The following is an 18,035-nucleotide window of genomic DNA, read 5'->3' as shown; positions in this document are numbered from 1 at the left end:
AAATTAATTAAACCCGCCGGTTAAGCTCTGGGCAATTGAAAAGTGGAACTGTCCCTTGTTTGCAGAAGGTATCCCGGGGATCTTATCAAAGCCATAACCATAATCCAAACCAAGTAAACCAAATATAGGAAGAAATATGCGGGCGCCAACACCAACCGATCGTTTAACATTAAACGGATTAAAGTCTTTAAAATTGCTCCACACATTACCACCCTCGGCAAAAGCCAGTACAAATATAGTTGCCGACTGGCTGGCTGTAATAGGATGGCGTATTTCCATGGTATACTTATTGTATATAGGGCTGCCCGGATTGTTATCCGCGGTATAGCGCGATCCGTTAGGGACGATAGAGAAATTCTGATAACCACGCATCCCGATGATCTCGCTACCCTGTAAAAACTGGTAGCTCTGCATACCATCGCCACCCAGCTTAAAGCGCTCAAACGGCGACTGGCCTACAACCGAGCTATATGAGCCCAGGAAACCAAAACGGGTTTGGGTCATTAATATCAGTTTGCCATAAATACGCTGGAACCACTGCGCATCAAATTTCCATTTGTGGTACTCAACAAAGTGGTAACGTTCTTCGGGCGTAGCTATTTTGTAGTTTACGCTGTTAAAGGCCGAATACGGCGGCGTTACCTGTACGGTAAACTTAATATTTGAACCCTGTGTAGGGAAAATAGGCGCGTCAAGCGAGTTACGGCTTAACTCCTGCGTTAATTTAATATTGTACGATGTACCGTTGCTAAACAGGTAACCAGTAAAGTTATCCAGTTTATAGTGGTCGAAGTTTAACGAGTAGTTTAACTGGAAATAATTATCGGGGAACCTTAACCGTTTACCTAAAGTTACACCCACACCGTTAATTCGCAGGAAGTTGTAGTTAGGGTCTGATTTTGCATAGTATGAACCGGTTGAGCTTAATTGCGTATAAGCGCTCAAAGCAAAATAGATCGGTTTTTTACCGCCCAGCCACGGCTCACTGAAAGTGAACGAATAGTTCTGGTAGTTTTTACCGTTAGCCTGGCCACGCAGACTTAGCTTTTGCCCATCGCCTTTTGGCAATGGTTTGTAGGCTTTAAGGTTAAATATATTACGTAACGAGAAGTTATTAAACGTTAAGCCCAGTGTACCCACCAGCTGCCCGCCACCAAAACCGCCCGAAAGCTCAATCTGGTCGGATGGTTTTTCAACCACGTTGTAAACAATATCAACGGTACCATCAGCCTGCTGAATATTAGTAGGCTTAGGGTCTATCTTGGTTTCATCAAAGTTACCCAGCTGCGAAATTTCGCGGGTACTGCGCACAATGGCTTCCTTGCTAAATTTTTGTCCCGGTTTGGTAGTTAGCTCGCGCAGTACTACTTTATCGTTGGTTACATCATTACCCTTTAATATAATACGGTTAATGGTGTATTGCGGGCCTTCGTAAATGCGGATATCCAAATCAATGGTATCATTATAGATCCTGGTTTGCACCGGATCGGCCTGATAGGTCAGGTAACCATCATTCAGGTATAAGGAACTTAAATCGTCGCTGTTTTGTGTTGGGCCGCTTAGCCTTTTATTCAGTTCCTCTTCGCTAAATACATCGCCTTTTTTAATACGCAGTATTTTCTGCAAAATATCTGCCGAGTAGCGCGCATTGCCCGACCAGTTTATTTTACCGAAATAATATTTAGGGCCTTCGTAAACTTTCAGTTTTACGTTAACCGTTCTCTCATCATTCTTCCAAACCGAATCGGCTATAACTTCGGCATCGCGGTAACCCTCGCCCTGCATTTTTTCAACCAGATTTTGCTTATCCTCGTCATATTTATCCTGCTTAAATTTCTTCGAGCCAAATATGTGATAAACCTTCTTCTCGCGGGTATCTTTCAGGTATTTTTTCAGTTTGCTGCTGCTAAAGGCTTTGTTGCCTTCAAAATACACGTGGGCTATCATTACCTTTTGCTTTTTATCAACAGCCACATCCAGTATTACGCTGTTGGCATCGCCCGGATCAACCCTTTGTTTAATGGTAACGGTAGTATTCAGGTAACCTTTCTCGTAAAAATGCCTTTTAATAATGGCGGTTGTGGTATTCAGCAAATTCTCGTTTACAATTTTGCCTGTTTTATCGTTCAGCTTTTTGGTGATATCTTCAATTTCGCCTTTGCGGATACCGGTTAAGTGCAGGCGCGATAAACGGGGGCGTTCCTGTATCGCTATCTCCAGGTAAACGGTATCCAGGTTAATTTTGGTAATGTTTAGTTTTACATCGTCAAAAAGGCCTTGCTCCCAAAGGTCTTTAATTACTTTGGCCGATGCATCGCCCGGAAGGGTGATCCTATCGCCTTTGGTTAGTTTTGATATTTGCAGCAGGATATCCTTATCCAGGTACTTGGTACCGGCAACAGAAATTCCACCTATAATGTAATCCCGGGGGTTAAGGTAACTTAAACTATCGGCCGAAATTGTTTTTGGCAGACCAGCCCTTGGTTGAGGGACCTGGGCCATTGCCACGGCACTTAGCACTGAAAAAAGAATAGCGAAAATATATTTATTCATCCGAATATTTTGGTGGCTAAAAATAGTTTATACAGTTGTTAAAAAGTGTTAAAAGTAAAAATTTAGTTTACCTGCTCGCTTGTTTTGCCAAACCGGCGTTCGCGCTGCTGGTAATCCAATATGGCTTCATACAGATCGTCCCTGCGGAAATCGGGCCATAGTTTTGTTGTAAAATATAGTTCGGCGTAAGCTATTTGCCAAAGCAGGTAGTTGCTGATACGGTATTCGCCGCTGGTCCTTATCAATAGTTCAGGATCGGGCATATTAGCCGTATACAGGTTATTTTCAAACACTTCCTCATTAATATCTTCCACTTTAAGCTCGCCTTTTAAAACTTTGGCGGCTACCTTTTGGGCGGCCTGCATAATTTCGCGGCGCGAGCCGTAGCTTAAAGCCAGTGTAAGTGTTAAACCGGTATTTTTTGATGTTTTTTCGATAGCCGCCATTAGCTCTTTATAGCATTTTTTGGGCAGCATTTCCAGGTCGCCAATGGCGTTAAGGCGCACGTTATTTTCCATCAGTTTCCTGATCTCTTTATTAATAGTGCTTACCAGCAGTTCCATTATGGCGGCAACTTCCAGTTTAGGGCGGTTCCAGTTCTCGGCGCTGAAGGTGTAAAGCGTAAGATAATCAATACCAATTTCGCCCGCGCCTTCTACCACATCGCTTACAGATACTACCCCGTTATGATGACCAAATACCCGCAGTTTCCCTTTACCCTTAGCCCAGCGGCCATTACCATCCATAATAATAGCAATGTGCTTTGGCAATTTTGATAAATCTATCTGATCTTTATATCCCATGCTGCTGTTAAAAACCCCCTCTTGATTGCTGGATCTTAAAATTGTGACTGGCTAATTCTGTTTTAATTATGTGCGTTATAAACGTTGTTCCGGCTTAACTCATTGCATTAATCCGGGGTTTTGCCTGATATTTTAGCCAGTTCGGCTTAAAATTTCAGGGGACAAAGGTAAAACTTAGTTTCAATTTTTTTATTATATCCCGAAAAAGAAAATTAACATAATTTAACCATTGATATTGAGTATAAAAGCGTTACGGGTCCTGGACGTGCAGGTGTGCGGATATGCAGATGTGCAAATGAAGATGGAGGATAATGTTAGTGGTGATTGAACCACAGAGGCGAATGTGTAGATGTGCGGATATGCAGATGTGCAAATGAAGATAGAGGATAATGTTAGTGATGATTGAACCACAGAGTGCGCAGAGATGGGAAGCACAGAGAACACAGAGCTATAATGGTGATTCTATTTAATCTTAAGCATAAATACTCAAACAAAAAAGCAGCCCTCCCTTTCAGAAAGACTGCCTTTGCTTATGATATATTAAAACTTAAAAAATGCTCTTTTGCTTTAGCAGGTCGTCGTCCTTTGGGGTGATATCGGCGACGGCATAGGTAAGGTTGCGGGTGATATTCAGTTCGTCGATGGTATTTACCACGTTATCGTAAACGGAATGGGCGCCGGGTTTAATGATCACCATCATATTTTTACCGGTTTCCGCCTTGATTTTTTGGGCCGTTGTTAACAAGGCCTCGCGCAAACCGCCTTTACGGTAGCCTGTTACCTGCGGATCGCCTATCGGCTTCTCAATCAATCCCCTATAGTACACCAGTTGATTGTTTTTGCCCAGGCACAGGGTTACTGTGCGCGATGCGGCCTGTCCCGGCGGATCAATACTTACCTCGGGCATGATGAGCGATACGGCCTCGGGTTTTGATAGCGATGTCGTGAGCATAAAAAAGGTAACGAGGAGAAAAGCCAGGTCCACCATCGCGGTCAGGTCGACACGGGTTGATAGTTTTTTGGCAGTTTTAGCACCGCCACCATTGTTTGCTGGGGATTGATTAAGCTCGGCCATGATTGTAAAGTTTAAAGGTTAAAACTATTAAACGCTGCAGGGAATGAGCTTATTGTATTTCAAACTAAATATTTAGTAGATTTATTGTTTAACCACAAAGTACGCAAAGAAAGGGAAGCACGAAGTACACAAAGATTTTAAAACAGCAGATAAGTAATGTTAAATTTCAGTGCTATTTGTAGATGAATGCCTTAGTGAACTTTGTGGTTAAATAGCAATTACTGCTAATAATAGCAATTAGCCGTCACAAAAGTAAAGGACAAGGTAAAGCCCACAAAAAGATAGGTATCATGGCTGCGGTAATCGCCGCGCTGGCTACCGGGGGTGCCTATGTAAACGCCGGTCTTTTCGCCCGACCGGTCGGATAAGGCCGCGCCAAGCGGGTTGGTCATAATAGTTTTATCAGCGTAAGCGCCGCTTACATCATCCAGGTAATCCGACCGTACATAACGGTAGCCGGCATTGATCATGATGTTCCATTTATCCGAAAAATTGTACTTGATCCCCGCGCCATAGGGTACAACCAGCGCGTTATAAGGATAGGGTTTGGCCTGGCCTTCGGTTAGCAGTCCGCGCAGGTCGTAATCGGTACCCAGGTAATTGGCCTGGGGGTTATAGGCCACCGCCCCTACCCCGGCAAAAATATAGGGTGTAAACCTGTCGCGTTCGGCGCCGGGCGTATATTTCATCAGGTTAAACTCGGCTATTAGGGATAGTTCGTTTAGCCGGGTGGTAAAACTCAGGTTACGATCGCGAAATTGCTGCAGACTGGAAGTACTATCCGCACCCGAAATTTTGCCATAATTATAATTGAGTTTTAAAGACAAGTAGGGATTAAAGTTGCGCTGTACAAATAGCCCTGCAGCCGGTCCGCTTACCTTTGCGGGATGGTTCTGATTCAGGTCGCCCATGTAAGCCGCGCCACCTACCGACCCGCCTACCTCCCAGGTTTGCGCAAGCACTTTAGCGTGGAAAGCGAAAAGGAGAAAGCAGAAAGCACAAAGCTTTTGTTTTGATACCTGTAAATGATGGTTTATACCTGTTATGCGCATGTATTATAATGAATAGCTGCTTTAACTTAAGTTCGATATTAAAATCCCACATGTCATTTCGAACGAACCTGGTCCGACTGTGTGATTGGGTGAGGAGAAATCTTCTACGGCAAAACTGCCTCATGTATAAGATTTCTCTTTCGCTCCACCGCCCGGTGCCTACGCTTGCTCTATCGAAATGACAAATTGTATAGATTTACGATAGCCATTCTTGCATCGAACTCCGCTTATTTAATAATTGCGGACATCCAATCCCCACAATAACTTGTTCCTTAACGTTGTTAAATAGCTTTCATTATTCAGCCTCACTAAATTTAGCTGGAAACCGGCTTTATAAACCTTAAATTTCATGCTTTTTTCAATTACAGCCGTACGCGAATCGCAGCTGACCAGGTAATTGGCGCTGCGGCATTCTACCTCGAAGGTAAGCGTACTACTATCGGGCAATATCACCGGCCGCACATTCAGGTTATGCGGCGAGATAGGTGTAATGGCAATGCTGTTTGATTGCGGGAAGATGATGGGCCCGCCGCAGCTTAACGAATATGCCGTTGAACCGGTTGGTGTAGATATAATGATGCCATCGCCCCAGTACGAGTTGAGGATCTCGCCGTTTAAGAAGGCGTGGGTAGTGATCATGGCCGAATCATCGCGCTTGTGGATGGTAATATCATTTAGCGCGAAGTTATCGTTACCAAACACGTTCCCGTCCGATTCTATTTTCAGCAATTCGCGGCTATCCAGTGTAAACTGTTTGTTCACTACCGCGTAAATGGCGGCGGCAATATCGTTTTTGTTTACGCTGGCTAAAAAGCCCAGGCGGCCAAAGTTAATGCCGATAACCGGGATGCCGCTATCGCGGATGAGGGTAACCATATCCAGCAGTGTACCATCGCCGCCGATGGTTAAAAACACATCGATAAAGCCTTTTAAATTGGTGCCCTGCTCTAATATTTGGTATGGGGTGGTAACAATACGGCCCGACAGGTGCACTTCCAGCAGGTGATGTACGTAAATTTCGGCCTGGTGCTGGGCAAGGTTATCAAAAACCTGCTGAATGTACGGCAACGCCGTATCATTAAATTGCCTGCCATATATCGCTATCTTCATTATAGGGGGCTGCTTATATATTCAGGTAGTTCATCAGCGAATCGTAACGGTCTTTTGATCCGTCGTCATGATCGGCGTGGTTAAAGGTGGCCTTAATATCGTAGCCATACCTTAAAAAGGTAGCTGTTATATTTGAGATATCCAGTTTGTTCACTTTCAGGGTCACTTCCATCCGGGTTGAATCGGGGAAGGTGCGCAGGTACGAACTCAGCACCTGTGCATTATCCGACTCTACAATCTGCGCCATGTGCGCCAGCGAATTATCCTTATTACCAATTTCCAGTACGATGATGCCGCCCGGCTCGGCAGATGAGGTGAGCTTGGCAAAATACTGGATCATGGTGTTTACCGATATCATGCCCAGGTAGTTTTTATTGGCGCTTAATACGGGGATAATGCTGAGTTGCTGCTCGTAAAACAGGCGCATCACATCGTAAATATGCTGATGCTCCAGCACGTATGGGTTAATGAGCGAAAGCGCCAGCGCGCCTATGGGTTGCTGGTAATCGGTTTCGCCAATAAAATCTTCGTCGGCTATCAGGCCTAAAAACTGCTCTTCGTTTACAATTGGCAGGTGCCTCACCCTAAATTCCGCCATACGGTCAACCACTTTCTGTATCGGGTCAGAAGTGTGTACCGGCGGTATCGAGTCAGTAATCAGTTCAATTGCAATCATCAGGTTTTAGTTTTTTATTTTATCTAAAAAGCCTTTTAATATCACGTTAAATTCGTCGGGGCGTTCCATCATGGCCGCATGCCCGCATTTATCAATCCAGTGTAACTCCGAATTTGGTATCAGCTGGCTAAACTCTACAGCCACATCCGGTGGAGTGATCTTATCGTCCCGTCCCCATATTAACGCTGTGGGGACCTTTATCTTATGTACGTCCTTTGACATATTGTGGCGGATGGCCGATTTAGCCATAGCCAGTATGCGGATTACCTTATGCCTGTCGTTAATGGTTGTAAAAACTTCATCAACCAGTTCTTTGGTAGCCGTTGCCGGATCGTAAAACGTATACTCTACTTTTTCCTTTACAAAATCGTAACTCTCGCGCCGCGGGAACGATCCGCCGAAAGCGTTCTCGTACAAACCCGAACTACCGGTAAGTACCAGCGCTTTCACATATTCCTGGTGCGCCAGGGTATATATTAAACCCACATGGCCCCCCAACGAGTTACCCAGCAGGGTAATGTTCTTTAAACCCTTACGTTTCACAAATTTATGCACGTATTTGGATAGCGTACGTACCCCGGTTGTGAGTAAAGGCAAATCGTAGATAGGCAGCATGGGGATAATTACCCGGTATTCTGATTTAAACTCTTCAACTACCCGCTCCCAGTTGCTTAACGCGCCCATCAGGCCGTGTAATAATAACAGCACCTCGCCTTCGCCTTCATCAACATAGCTGAAACCGTGTTCTTCCTTAAGTACGAGATCCATAAATTATTATCATTAATGCTTAGTGTCAGCCTGTTTTCCAAATGGGGATAACAAACTATTTGGTTATAAAAATAGGTTATTGTGTGTTAGTTGCAACTATAAAAGCAAATTTATGCCAATAATTGTTTCACCACTTCGGATATGGTTTTACCATCGGCTTTACCTGCCAGCTCCTTATTGGCAGCGCCCATTACCTTGCCCATATCCTTAACAGATGTTGCACCTACCCTGCTGATCAGGTCTTTAAGAAACACCTCTACCTCGGCTTTATCCATTTGCTTAGGCAGATATACTTCTATTACCTCCATTTCTTCCATTTCAACCTTATACAAATCCTCGCGGTTTTGGGTTTTGTAGATATCGGCCGATTCTTTACGCTGCTTGATCAATTTTTGCAAAACTTTGATCTCCACTTCTTCGGTTAAGTCCTCCGAAGCGCCTTTTTCGGTACGGGCCAGCAGCAAAGCCGATTTAATGGCCCTTAAGCCCCGTAATTTTACATCATTTTTAGCCAGCATGGCTTGTTTGATGTCCTGATCTATGGTAGTTATTAGTGACATGTTTTTCTTGTTTAGTCCGGAAGTCGGAAAGACCGAAAGTCCGGAAGTTTATTGCTTTACTTACTTAATTATATTTCTTTCGGACTTCCCGTCTTCCGGACTTCCCGACTATTTCCTAAATATATTACTCCCTCCCGATTGCGCGGTGGGCATTACTGTTAACTCGTTAATATTTACATGCGCCGGTCTGGATGCTGCAAACCAGATGGTTTCGGCTACATCGGCCGCAACCAGGGGTTCAAAACCTTCGTATACTTTTTTGGCGCGGGCTTTATCCCCTTTAAAACGCACTTCCGAAAATTCTGTTTCAACCGCGCCGGGATGTACGGCGGTTACCTTGATACCATGCGGCAGCAGATCGATACGCATGGCCTTATTCAGCGCGTCGACCGCGTGTTTGCTGGCGCAATATACATTACCGTTTGGATAAACTTCTTTCCCCGCTATCGAACCTAAGTTGATGATATGACCAAATTGATTCGCTATCATCCAGTTAGCTACCACCTTACTTACATATAACAGGCCTTTTACATTAGTATCCAGCATGGTATCCCAATCATCATAACTCCCCTGCTGGAAAGGCTCCAGCCCCAGGCTCAGGCCCGCATTATTGACCAGCACATTCACTTTCTTCCATTCATCAGGCAGGCTTTCCAGGTTTTGCACGGCCTCGTCGCGGTTACGTACATCAAAGTTGAGCAGCATTACATTTACGTTATACTCTTCCTTTAAATGCCGGGCCAGTTCTTCTAAACGGTCCATCCGGCGGCCGGTTAGTACCAGGTCGTAACGTTCGCGTGCAAATACATTAGCGCACGCTTCGCCAATGCCCGAGGTGGCACCGGTTATTAATGCAATTTTAGCCATAGGTAAACTCAGTAATAGTGCAACGAAATTATGCTTTTTATATTTAGAAGAGGTAGCCGAACGGAAAAAATAACACGGGTGTGTTAAAATGTTAATGCCTGATGCCTTTATAATGATTTAACCACAGAGGGCGCAGAGATTTTTTCACAGAGGACACAGAGGACGCATGTAAAAAATCAAGTCCAAAATAGCTCCGTGTTCTCTGTGATTCCCCCCTCTGTGGTCTCTGTGGTTAAATTCTAAATGACCACTGCCCTACTCAAAATACAAACTAAACATAATGGTATGCAAAAACAGCTTATCAATAGGTCGTGCATAGGGGTGATTTTCGGGCACCAGCACATTTTTGAAAGAGTTGGACATTTTAATCTCGGGCGAGAGCTTGAAGTATTCGAAATAAATATCAAAACCTATACCAGCCTCGTAGGATGCAAAGCTGCCCACATTTTTAACCAGCCTGTCAACCGGCGATGCGTTGATATCCGTTTTTTTGCCGCCAATCAGCATGGAGTATTTTACACCGCCCAGCAAATAAGCCCGGAAATTGCCCAAACGGTCGGACTTTAATTTCATGGACAAGGGCAGTTCTACCATAGTGGTTTGTACCTGTTGCTCTAAAATATTTGGAGAAGAAGGCAATGCTTTAGATGATAACAGCGGGTTGCCAGCGGGGCTTTGATACTCGTAATAAAGCAAACGATCGGCAAAAACCAGCATGGGCGTAAGCCGCGCCTCCAGGTGATCGGTTAAACGGTAACGGGCGATAAAACCAATACCAATGCCTTTTGAGCTTTTTGAACTGATACTGTTTAATGAGTCGGTGAGTTTTATACCGGTATCCGGATCGTAAAAAGGAGAGCGCCAGTCGGGCGCTTTATTGATCTTAAAATCGGTACTTACGTATTGAAAGGTGAAGCCAAAACTCAGGTCGCGTTCGTCGGCGCCGCTTGCCCAGGCATGTACCACCTGGTCTTGTGCAAACAGGCAATTACCCGCGAGCATACACACAGCAATAAGCAGCAACCGAAGTTTAATCATTTAATACCCGTATAAATGGAACAGATACCAAACGCTAAAGGCCTGTTTTTGGTATTTTTAAAACCAACTTTATCCATTAAAGCCACAAAATTTTTCCCATCCGGGAAGGCCGCTACCGATTCGGGCAGGTAACTGTAGGCACGGGCATCTTTAGAGAAAAGCTTGCCAATACCGGGTGTGATGTAGTTAAAATAGAAGTTATACAACTGCTTTACGGGGAAGGCCTTAGGCTTGCTAAATTCCAGTATCACCGCTTTGCCGCCCGGTTTTATTACCCGCAGCATATCGGCCAGGCCAGTTTCCAGATTCTCGAAGTTGCGTACACCATAAGCTACGGTAAGCGCGTCAAACTCGTTATCGGTAAAAGGCAGTTTTTCCGAATCGCCCAGTTTTACTTCAAATTTATCGCTCAGGTTACGTTTGATGATTTTTTGCTGCGCGATATCCAGCATGCCCTGCGAGATATCAACCCCAACAATTTTTTCGGGCTTCAGGATAGATAAGGCCTCGAAGGCAAAATCGCCTGTACCGGTAGCCACGTCCAGTATGCGGGCGGGCTTATCCTTTTTCAGCTCATTAATAGCCTTTTTACGCCAGATAATATCAATCCCCAGCGACATGAAATGGTTCAGGAAATCGTAAGTTTTGGCTATGTTGTTAAACATATCGGCCACCTGTTCTTTTTTGGTGGTATCGTTATCCTGGTAGGGCGTAATGGTTTTGCTCATCAACTGCAAAGATAACAGAAAACCCCCTAACCCCCTAAAGGGGGAAAGGATTTCGAAATTCGGATGTTCAATTTCGGATTTAAGCATTTGCACATCTGCATATTCTCGCATTTGCACATCAGTTCCCCCTTTAGAGGGTTAGGGGGCTCCTCACCGTCCGCTGCTCTATTCTTTTCTCGTAATTACTGCCCTGAAATATCCGGTGCACATAGATGCCGGGGGTATGGATATGATCCGGATCCAGTTCGCCGACGGGTACCAGTTCTTCTACCTCGGCAATGGTTACTTTGCCGGCCATCGCCATTACGGGGTTAAAGTTGCGGGCGGTTGAGCGGTACACCAGGTTGCCTGCCGCATCGCCTTTCCAGGCTTTTACTATGGCAAAATCAGCATCGAAGGCCATCTCCATCAGGTAATCTTTACCGTTAAAGTTGCGCACTTCCTTACCAATGGCTACCTCGGTACCAATACCGGCGGGAGTAAATATGGCAGGCATCCCATACCCGGCCGCCATGCAGCGGGTGGCTAAAGTACCTTGCGGAATGAGTTCTACCTCCAGTTCGCCACTCAACAACTGGCGCTCAAACTCGGCGTTTTCGCCCACGTACGATGAAATCATCTTTTTTACCTGGCGTTGCTTCAGCATCAGGCCAATGCCAAAATCATCAACCCCGGCATTGTTAGATATGCAGGTTAGGCCCGTCACCTTTTTCTTCACCAGCGCGGTAATACAGTTTTCGGGCAGGCCGCATAAACCAAAGCCGCCCAGCATTAGGGTTGCACCATTTTGTATATCCCGGATGGCTTCATCCGCGCCGTTCACTACTTTATTCATAATTGGTCATTGAGTCATTGGGTCATTAAGTCATTGCCCGGGTGGCAATTATTAACAACCCCACAAAGTTAGCAAGGTAACTACTACAAAGTATATTGGCATGCAATTTATATTTTCCTAATTTCGATGCATGGTATTTAGTCATGCAATAATGACTTAATGACCCAATGACTTAATGACCTGAAATGAACTTACACACCGTAGATACCGGCTTTTTTAAATTAGATGGGGGCGCCATGTTTGGCGTGGTGCCTAAGGCTATCTGGCAAAAAACCAACCCTGCCGATGATAATAATCTTTGCACCTGGGCCATGCGATGTCTGCTGGTAGAGGATGGGAACCGACTGATATTAATTGATACCGGCATAGGCAATAAGCAAAGCGAAAAGTTTTTTAGCCACTACTACCTGCATGGCGATGCTACACTTGATAATTCACTGAAAAAGCTGGGCTTTCACCGCGATGATATTACCGATGTATTTTTAACCCACCTGCACTTTGACCATGTGGGCGGCGCGGTTGAACGTACCGGCGAAACCTTTGCCCCGGCCTTTAAAAACGCCACATATTGGAGTAACGATAAACACTGGAACTGGGCTGTTTATCCTAACGAGCGCGAGAAAGCATCTTTTTTGAAAGAGAATATTATGCCGATACAGGAAAGCGGTCAACTGAAATTGATTGATGTGCAGGATGGCGTTCAGTTTACCGATAATTTTAACGTGCGCTTTGTATCCGGCCATACCGATAGTATGATGCTGCCGCTGATCAGTTACAAGGGTAAACAAATCCTGTACATGGCCGATCTGCTGCCATCTGTTGGGCACCTGCCTATCCCCTATGTAATGGCTTACGATATGTTCCCGCTGACCACGATGGCCGAGCGACATAAATACTGGGCCGAAGCTGTAGCAAACGATTACATTTTATACCTGGAACACGACCCCGTTAACGAATGCTGCACCTTGCAACAAACCGAAAAAGGAATCAGGTTGAAAGAGGCTTTTAAGCTGAGTGAGCTATAGTGGTTTAAATACCCGCCTTCATTAGAAAAGCCAGTAAGGTTGATACGGTGTTAATTAAACAATGCAGGGCCACGCCCCATACAAAACCATTTTTAAAGCGGACATAGGTTATGCCCCATCCTAATAATGCCTGGGGCAAAACAAATATGGGATATATCCATATCAGAGGCCAGTCCAGCGGCCGGTAATTAGCAATATGCATTAGTCCAAATAAACAAACGGAAGCGATGATGATTTGCCTTTTACGCTCATCGGGTATATCCAGGGGGCTTGCAGGTATCAGTATTGTGCACAAAGCAGCAATTACCAGGGCAACCGCTATCTCTATCCCGGCTTTCAGCATAATCATTTTAGGATGGAAGAATGCCCCTGCAAAATAAAATGCAGCTATTAATATAGCAGTAACTACGTGCCGTTTTTTAAAAGACAAGGCAAACCGGAATATCATTTCTTCAAACACCGGCCCTATTACACATATAAAAGCAAAGGCGTTAAAATACCCTACGCGTTTATAAAGCTGTTTAAACATTTCGCGATTTTCGGTATTCAGGCTTTTGTGATGCAATACCCCGGTAACAAACTTATCTGCTAATATTAAGATGGGCGCTACGGCAATAATGGTTAGTAATAATATGCCATAGGTTTTAAAAAAAGTGGCCAGCTTATTAATAAACGCGTCATTCCTGTCCAGGTATGGGTAGTTACTGATCGTAAATATTTCCTTTAGCATATATGCGGCTAAATATAGCTAATTCCCCTTTAGGGGTTAGGGGTATATTCCAGGATATCTCCCGGCTGGCAGTCTAAAGCATTGCATATCGCTTCCAATGTTTCAAAACGGATAGCCTTAGCCTTGCCTGTTTTAAGGATGGATAAGTTGGATAAAGTGATGCCTACCCTTGCGCTTAATTCGTTTAACGACATTTTGCGCCGGGCCATCATTACATCTAAATTTATTATGATCGGCATGGTTATATCGTTAAGTCTTGTTCTTGTTTTAACCTGTTGCCTTGTTTAAATGCCTCGGCTATAATAAACACCAGTATAGCGCTAATTAATGCCTCGAAACTAAACGCCGAAGTATTAACTACCTGCAATGGCGCATGTATCAACCTGCTATTTTCAAAATAAGTAAAACGCTGATAAACATAATCAGTTAAAGCGTATACCAATAAAAGTGAGGCTGTTTTACGGATCAGTTGCACGCACTGCTCATCGAACATATCACCATCACCAATTTTTTTGATAATGCGGTTAATGGTGATCGCTATTAGTACTAATATAGTCGCTATCCCGAAAACAAGAATAATATCAATGCCCGTCACCCAAAACGGCTTGGTATCAACTGCTTTGCTTAGCCGGATATGGGTATGGATAGTTGTATTTTGAAGCGTATAGTCGGGACTGATCCTTAACCCGCTATCCGGCTGATGGGTTAACAAATCGCCGTTTAAAACCACCGATACCAATGGGCCACGCTGCGCATTCCCGTTGCGGGCGGCATAATTGCCATCTTCATATCCTTCCTTAAAACCACGATAGAAATCGCCGGCAACATCCTGCAAAATAAGCAGGCCAAACACAATGTACACCAGGTATTGCAGCGCTTTAACTTTTTTCATTGTTATGTTAATTTTACATCAGCAAATTACCATTATATTTATTACAATTCAAAATAAATTTATTGTTTTACAATAAATAATTAATGCGTATATTTTAGATGAATATAAATACATTGTAAAATCACTTGTATTAGTCAAAACGAGTTACTATTTTTCGTAACAATTGCTTACCTTTGCACGTTCTATTCTTAAATCAAAAGAATCGAGGTATATTTAATAGATGAGACAACTCAAGATAACCCAATCCATCACCAACCGTGAGTCGCAGTCGCTGGACAAATATCTACACGAGATTGGTAAGGTTGACCTGATTACTGCCGAAGAAGAAGTAATTCTTGCACAAAAGATCCGCGAAGGCGACCAGGCCGCGCTGGAACGTTTAACAAAAACTAACTTACGCTTTGTTGTATCAGTAGCAAAACAATATCAAAACCAGGGGCTTACCCTTGGCGATTTAATTAACGAAGGCAACTTAGGTTTAATTAAAGCGGCAAAACGTTTTGACGAAACCAAAGGTTTCAAATTTATATCCTACGCTGTATGGTGGATCCGCCAGTCGATTTTGCAGGCTATTGCCGAGCAATCGCGTATTGTGCGTTTACCGTTAAACCAGGTAGGTTCGTTAAGTAAGATCAGTAAAGCATTCAGCAAATTAGAGCAGGAGTACGAGCGTGAGCCTTCGCCGGAAGAATTGGCTGATATGCTGGAAACCACAGTTGATAAAATATCAGATACCCTAAGCAACTCGGGCCGCCATGTATCTATGGACGCGCCGTTTGTACAGGGCGAAGAAAATACTTTGTTAGATGTATTGGAAAACAAGGAGCCCAATACCGATTCTATCCTGATCAACGAATCATTATCGGAAGAGATCAAGCGTTCACTATCTACCTTAACCGAGCGCGAGCGCGAGATCATTGTATTATTCTTCGGATTGGGTACTAATCATCCCCTATCATTAGAAGAAATAGGAGAAAAATTTAATTTAACCCGCGAAAGGGTAAGGCAAATTAAAGACAAAGCACTGCAACGATTACGACATACCAGCAGGAGTAAGATCCTGAAATCATATTTAGGTTAACACCAAAAGGCTCCGTAAAACGGGGCCTTTTTTATGCATAAGCAATTACCTATTGCACCCAAACTATATGTAAGTACCAGACCGAACTAAAAATATGATTTAATTATAGCTTAAAGTTGTAATATTATTTTTAACTTTGCTGATATTTATAACCTAAGTATATATATATTCAAGTTTTTTTCCCGATATATATAGCTCTTTTGGATATATTTATTCTCTAATTAACTATTGATAAACTAACTCAGGGTCCAAATTATATGAAAAAACATATACTCATATTAGCTATATCGCTGTCATTCGGTTTGAGTGCCTGTAAAAAAAATGCAGAAACCACACAGATTGTTCCTACTGCCAATAATACCGAACTGGTTGTAACAGCAGAAAACACCTTAAATGTTGAGAGTGTTAAAAACCTGCCCAGTCAGGATTTAAAAAGAGTTGCCTTCGGTTTATTAAAACCAATAGAAAAATATTTATTGTGGCTGGATAATATTAAAACTGTATCGGCAGATTTTACCCCACAGCAAAAAATAGTGACCGCTGAATTAATCGCTTTTTTATCTCCGCAGCTTTTCACTACAGAAAAAGCTACTCCGGCAATGAATGAAATGCGTGATAAATGGCTTGCAAAAGCCGAAAAAGTATTTACTGGAGACCAAATCCGGGCTTTAGCCTATCAGGTTTTTATCAGTACTGATAAAAAAGCCCAGGTTGCAATTAATGCAGTAGAAAGTGGCCTGCCTAACTGTAATTGCAACAGCGGCGCGGTTTACACTTGTATACGTAATGTTAGTTTTTGCCCGACAGATAAGCTTTCAGGCGATTGTAAAAACCCTACCGAACATGGATGCGGTTTTGTTTATGGGTATGCTTGCGACAATATATGTTTAACACCAAACGGAGATTAACTGGAAAACACGTATGGACTTGCATTTTATTATTAATATATTGTATTTTAATAAACTGTAATAATTCATCAAAAACTGTGGAAAGTAAGGCTATTGATTCGCTTTATAATGCAGGACAACTAAAACCAACAGATACCCTTTTAAAACACACATTCTTTATTAAAAGCACGGGCGATGGCGACCTGAAGATTGACAGTGTGGTTACCTCATGCGATTGCGTTACCATTAACTGGCAAAAAACAACTATAGCACCCGGCAAATCAGGTTTCATCAACGTTGCTGTTAAACCAAATTTTGATGCAAAAGGAGAAATGGTAAAATATGTGATGGTGCGTACAAACGCTACAACTCCTTTAACCGTTTTTAAAATCTTTTTTAAACTGTAGCACGTATAAGGTAATACGCGCTTAGGTTTTAAATAAATCAATAGCCAATGCCTTCTTTTTATACGCTATCTAAACAATGAAAAAAATACAGATTTCAATTATCATCTTATTGGTCGCTTCAATATTCCTGGAGTTTTTAGTTGGCCCAATTCGCGGCTATCTTACATTACCCGGCATACAGGCACTGGAAGTATGCGCCGCTGCTGATTTTTTGATTTATGCGTTAACCACACTATACTTTTTATCTAAGTATAAATCCGATTTAAGTCAAATTCAAATCATTGGCCTCATGGTTCTTGGCCTGATGTTATTTGAGGTTCCGATGAGATTAGTTAGCATAAGCGGAACTTTATTTACCATTCCAGAATTATTGATGCGCATATCAGGCATTGGTGCCGGCTACTTTTGGTATGAACGCAGAAGATTGATCCATAAAATCAACTTATCTGTAGCAGTATTGATCCTACTATTCACATTAGCGTTCGGGTATGACCTTTGGATGAAAAAATTGCAATATGGAAATTTTACCGGAAGTGTATCGCTAAAAGGCCCCGGAAGCATTTACCTTAAAGATAAAAACAATAAAAATATAAAAATAGAGAAGGGCAAACTGGTAGTTATGGATTTTTGGTTTGTTGGCTGCGGATCTTGCATGGTGGAATTTCCTGTGTTTCAAAAAGTGTATACCAAATACAAAAACAACTTAAATGTTCAGTTTTATAGCGTTAATCAACCTTTCAAATATGATAAGGATGTAGATCGGTTTAAACTACTAACAGATATAGGATATGATTTCCCTATGGCTGTTTGCCCAGACCGGAGCCTTGTAAAAGAATTAGAAGTTGCCGTATATCCAACCATTATTGTAATAGATACTAATGGAAATATCGTATTTAAAGGCGATACACAAAACCTGGAATCGGCACTTAAACTATATTTATAATAGAT

The 18,035-nt window shown here is 43.0% G+C and carries 20 protein-coding genes; 5 read left to right on the top strand and 15 right to left on the bottom strand.

Features of this window, described 5'->3' with window-relative positions:
- Positions 1-3: 3 nt before the first annotated feature.
- The 12 genes from bamA to AC07M6_RS22300 form a co-directional block, all read right to left on the bottom strand.
- Positions 4-2,553: an outer membrane protein assembly factor BamA gene (gene bamA / locus AC07M6_RS22355; protein WP_494893335.1), complete on the bottom strand. Its 2,550-nt coding sequence runs from the start codon at positions 2,551-2,553 to the stop codon at positions 4-6.
- 62 nt (positions 2,554-2,615) lie between these two features.
- Entirely contained in the window at positions 2,616-3,356 is a 741-nt protein-coding gene (uppS, locus tag AC07M6_RS22350) for an undecaprenyl pyrophosphate synthase (RefSeq protein ID WP_494893333.1), read from the bottom strand.
- Between the two features lie 547 nt (positions 3,357-3,903).
- Complete coding sequence (locus tag AC07M6_RS22345) at positions 3,904-4,431, bottom strand: ExbD/TolR family protein (RefSeq protein WP_494893331.1); 528 nt, start codon at positions 4,429-4,431, stop codon at positions 3,904-3,906.
- A gap of 224 nt (positions 4,432-4,655) precedes the next feature.
- Positions 4,656-5,483: a type IX secretion system protein PorG gene (porG, locus tag AC07M6_RS22340; RefSeq protein ID WP_494893329.1), complete on the bottom strand. Its 828-nt coding sequence runs from the start codon at positions 5,481-5,483 to the stop codon at positions 4,656-4,658.
- 231 nt (positions 5,484-5,714) lie between these two features.
- Positions 5,715-6,593 (bottom strand): NAD kinase, encoded by an 879-nt coding sequence (locus AC07M6_RS22335; RefSeq protein WP_494893327.1) that lies wholly within the window; start codon positions 6,591-6,593, stop codon positions 5,715-5,717.
- Between the two features lie 13 nt (positions 6,594-6,606).
- Positions 6,607-7,269, bottom strand: a complete 663-nt coding sequence (locus AC07M6_RS22330) for a CBS domain-containing protein (RefSeq protein WP_494893325.1) — start codon at positions 7,267-7,269, stop codon at positions 6,607-6,609.
- A 6-nt stretch (positions 7,270-7,275) separates the two neighbouring features.
- Positions 7,276-8,037, bottom strand: coding sequence for an alpha/beta fold hydrolase (locus tag AC07M6_RS22325; RefSeq protein ID WP_494893323.1), 762 nt, complete (start codon positions 8,035-8,037; stop codon positions 7,276-7,278).
- 110 nt (positions 8,038-8,147) lie between these two features.
- Complete coding sequence (locus AC07M6_RS22320; RefSeq protein WP_494893321.1) at positions 8,148-8,597, bottom strand: GatB/YqeY domain-containing protein; 450 nt, start codon at positions 8,595-8,597, stop codon at positions 8,148-8,150.
- A 108-nt stretch (positions 8,598-8,705) separates the two neighbouring features.
- Positions 8,706-9,464, bottom strand: a complete 759-nt coding sequence (locus AC07M6_RS22315) for an SDR family NAD(P)-dependent oxidoreductase (protein WP_494893319.1) — start codon at positions 9,462-9,464, stop codon at positions 8,706-8,708.
- 255 nt (positions 9,465-9,719) lie between these two features.
- On the bottom strand, positions 9,720-10,502 hold the full coding sequence (gene porT, locus AC07M6_RS22310; protein WP_494893317.1) for a type IX secretion/gliding motility protein PorT/SprT: 783 nt from the start codon (positions 10,500-10,502) through the stop codon (positions 9,720-9,722).
- Entirely contained in the window at positions 10,499-11,230 is a 732-nt protein-coding gene (ubiE, locus tag AC07M6_RS22305) for a bifunctional demethylmenaquinone methyltransferase/2-methoxy-6-polyprenyl-1,4-benzoquinol methylase UbiE (RefSeq protein ID WP_494893315.1), read from the bottom strand. The genes porT and ubiE overlap by 4 nt, the downstream gene beginning before the upstream one ends.
- A 130-nt stretch (positions 11,231-11,360) precedes the next feature.
- Positions 11,361-12,068 carry a CoA transferase subunit A gene (locus AC07M6_RS22300; RefSeq protein ID WP_494893775.1) on the bottom strand — a complete coding sequence of 236 codons (708 nt, stop codon included), beginning with the start codon at positions 12,066-12,068 and terminating at the stop codon, positions 11,361-11,363.
- A 182-nt stretch (positions 12,069-12,250) separates the two neighbouring features.
- Between AC07M6_RS22300 and AC07M6_RS22295 the strand changes: the two genes are divergently transcribed.
- Positions 12,251-13,090, top strand: a complete 840-nt coding sequence (locus tag AC07M6_RS22295; protein WP_494893313.1) for an MBL fold metallo-hydrolase — start codon at positions 12,251-12,253, stop codon at positions 13,088-13,090.
- Positions 13,091-13,094: 4 nt separating this feature from the next.
- Here the strand turns inward: AC07M6_RS22295 and AC07M6_RS22290 are convergent, their stop codons facing one another.
- The 3 genes from AC07M6_RS22290 to AC07M6_RS22280 are packed head-to-tail and all read right to left on the bottom strand — an operon-like array spanning position 13,095 to position 14,712.
- A complete protein-coding gene (locus AC07M6_RS22290) occupies positions 13,095-13,820 on the bottom strand; it encodes a CPBP family glutamic-type intramembrane protease (protein WP_494893311.1) in 726 nt (241 codons plus the stop codon).
- A gap of 29 nt (positions 13,821-13,849) precedes the next feature.
- A complete protein-coding gene (locus tag AC07M6_RS22285) occupies positions 13,850-14,059 on the bottom strand; it encodes a helix-turn-helix domain-containing protein (protein ID WP_494893310.1) in 210 nt (69 codons plus the stop codon).
- Between the two features lie 2 nt (positions 14,060-14,061).
- Positions 14,062-14,712, bottom strand: coding sequence for a DUF2975 domain-containing protein (locus AC07M6_RS22280; RefSeq protein WP_494893309.1), 651 nt, complete (start codon positions 14,710-14,712; stop codon positions 14,062-14,064).
- A gap of 220 nt (positions 14,713-14,932) precedes the next feature.
- Between AC07M6_RS22280 and AC07M6_RS22275 the strand changes: the two genes are divergently transcribed.
- From AC07M6_RS22275 to AC07M6_RS22260, 4 genes are all read left to right on the top strand, one after another.
- Positions 14,933-15,793 (top strand): sigma-70 family RNA polymerase sigma factor, encoded by an 861-nt coding sequence (locus tag AC07M6_RS22275; protein WP_494893307.1) that lies wholly within the window; start codon positions 14,933-14,935, stop codon positions 15,791-15,793.
- A gap of 257 nt (positions 15,794-16,050) precedes the next feature.
- The gene (locus AC07M6_RS22270; RefSeq protein ID WP_494893306.1) at positions 16,051-16,701 is read left to right on the top strand and encodes a bacteriocin fulvocin C-related protein; all 651 of its coding nucleotides are present in this window, start codon (positions 16,051-16,053) and stop codon (positions 16,699-16,701) included.
- Positions 16,702-16,778: 77 nt separating this feature from the next.
- Entirely contained in the window at positions 16,779-17,087 is a 309-nt protein-coding gene (locus AC07M6_RS22265; RefSeq protein WP_494893305.1) for a DUF1573 domain-containing protein, read from the top strand.
- A 76-nt stretch (positions 17,088-17,163) separates the two neighbouring features.
- Positions 17,164-18,030 (top strand): TlpA family protein disulfide reductase, encoded by an 867-nt coding sequence (locus AC07M6_RS22260; protein WP_494893304.1) that lies wholly within the window; start codon positions 17,164-17,166, stop codon positions 18,028-18,030.
- Positions 18,031-18,035: the final 5 nt, after the last annotated feature.

The organism is Mucilaginibacter sp. GW821-FHT07H05, from assembly GCF_059418485.1.
Note: the sequence above shows the minus strand (reverse complement) of the source record. Positions and strands in the feature narration are given on the sequence as shown.